Below are 1,415 nucleotides of genomic sequence, written 5' to 3' on the forward strand. Positions count from 1 at the left end.
GGTCGCGGGCGGTGGCGGCGACCTCGGCGCCGACGAAGCCGCCGCCGATCACCACCAGCCGCCGGCCCGCCTCCAGGTCGGCGCGCAGGGAGCGGGCGTCGTCCAGGGTGCGCAGCGTGTGCACGCCGGCCAGGTGGCCGGCGGCGGGGAGCCGGCGGGCGGTGGCGCCGGTGGCGATGACGATGCCGTCGGCCCGCACCGAGGTGCCGTCGCTCAGCTCGACGCGGCGCTCCCCGGGGTCCAGGGCCACGGCGGCCACGCCCAGCCGCCACTCCGCGTCCAGCTCCTCGGCCTCGCCCTCGCTCTCCAGGGCCAGGTCGGCCTCGGCCAGGTCGCCGCGCAGGAAGTCCTTCGACAGCGGCGGGCGGTCGTAGGGTCGGTGGCGCTCGTCCCCGACCAGCACCAGCCTGCCCCGGTGACCCTGGGCGCGCAGCGCCCTGGCGGTCAGCAGCCCGGCGAGGGAGGCGCCGACGACGCAGATCGTGTTCACGCCTGCCCCTTGACGGTGACGCCCGGCGGCAGGTTGGGTGGCGCCTCGGACTGCTTGACATAGATGACGCCGCCGTCGACCACCACCTCGTGCGTGCGCACGGGGCGCTTGGCCGGCGGCGCGTCCACTTGGCCGGTGCGCAGGTCGAAACGCGAGGCGTGCAGCGGGCACTCGATCTCGCACCCCTCCAGCCAGCCGTCGGCGAGCGAGGCGTCCTGGTGGGTACAGGTGTCATCGATGGCGAAGATCTCGCCGTCCTCGGTGTGGAAAACCGCGATCGGCGGGTCGGCCTCGACGCGAAGGGCCTCGCCTCGAGGGAGTGACGCCAGTGGGCACGCTGGGATCATCCTGTCACCCCGGTTTCGTACAGAGAAACGTCTAGCGCTATACGCAACAGAGTGAGGGTGGGAGGGGGAGATGTCAAGGCTGATTTGTCGGACTTAGACCCCAGTGTCCGGCCGTCTCGCCGCGTCCGTGAACGCGGTGCGCCGGCGGGGAAGGCGAGGAATGCCAGACCCCCGGCGAGCACGGCTATCCCACACCAGGACAGCACCGGCAGCCGCTCACCCGCGAGGCCCGGCACCGCCGGCGACGGTTCGCGCGCGAGGCCCGGCACCGTCGGCGACCGCTCGCCCGCGACGCCCAGCACCGCCGCGGAGGCCGGCCGGCCACTGCGTGCCGCTTCCCAACAGCACGAGCAGGACCAGGAGCGCCGCCGCACCGAACATCGCCCCCGTCACCGCACCGGAGGGATGCCCCCGTGCAATTGGCTTCCCGCCGACGAGCGAGTAGGCGTCGTACGACAGCCCAGCGAGCCCCGCCACCAGCGCTCGGCCACCAGCGCTCGGCCACGACCGCTCGGCCACGACCGCTCGGCCACGACCGCCCGGCCACGACCGCCCGGCCACGACCGCCCGGCCACGAC

The 1,415-nt window shown here is 74.3% G+C and carries 2 protein-coding genes and 1 pseudogene; all 3 read right to left on the reverse strand.

Annotation, left to right across the window (positions count from 1 at the left end; all coding sequences use genetic code 11):
- A partial coding sequence (locus ACWDX9_RS63300) for an FAD-dependent oxidoreductase (RefSeq protein WP_449973451.1) occupies positions 1–490 on the reverse strand: 490 nt, incomplete at its 3' end.
- The gene (locus tag ACWDX9_RS63305; protein ID WP_449973452.1) at positions 487–837 is read right to left on the reverse strand and encodes a bifunctional 3-phenylpropionate/cinnamic acid dioxygenase ferredoxin subunit; all 351 of its coding nucleotides are present in this window, start codon (positions 835–837) and stop codon (positions 487–489) included. The genes ACWDX9_RS63300 and ACWDX9_RS63305, both read right to left, overlap by 4 nt.
- Positions 838–1,053: 216 nt before the next feature.
- Positions 1,054–1,415, reverse strand: a pseudogene (locus ACWDX9_RS63310) (hypothetical protein); the annotation flags it as partial.

This window comes from Nonomuraea sp. NPDC003201 (assembly GCF_053590415.1).

What these genes read in the sequence shown, in the direction of transcription:
- ACWDX9_RS63305 (WP_449973452.1), bottom strand. Translation starts at nt 837, where the DNA reads ATGATCCCAGCGTGCCCACTGGCGTCACTCCCTCGAGGCGAGGCCCTT.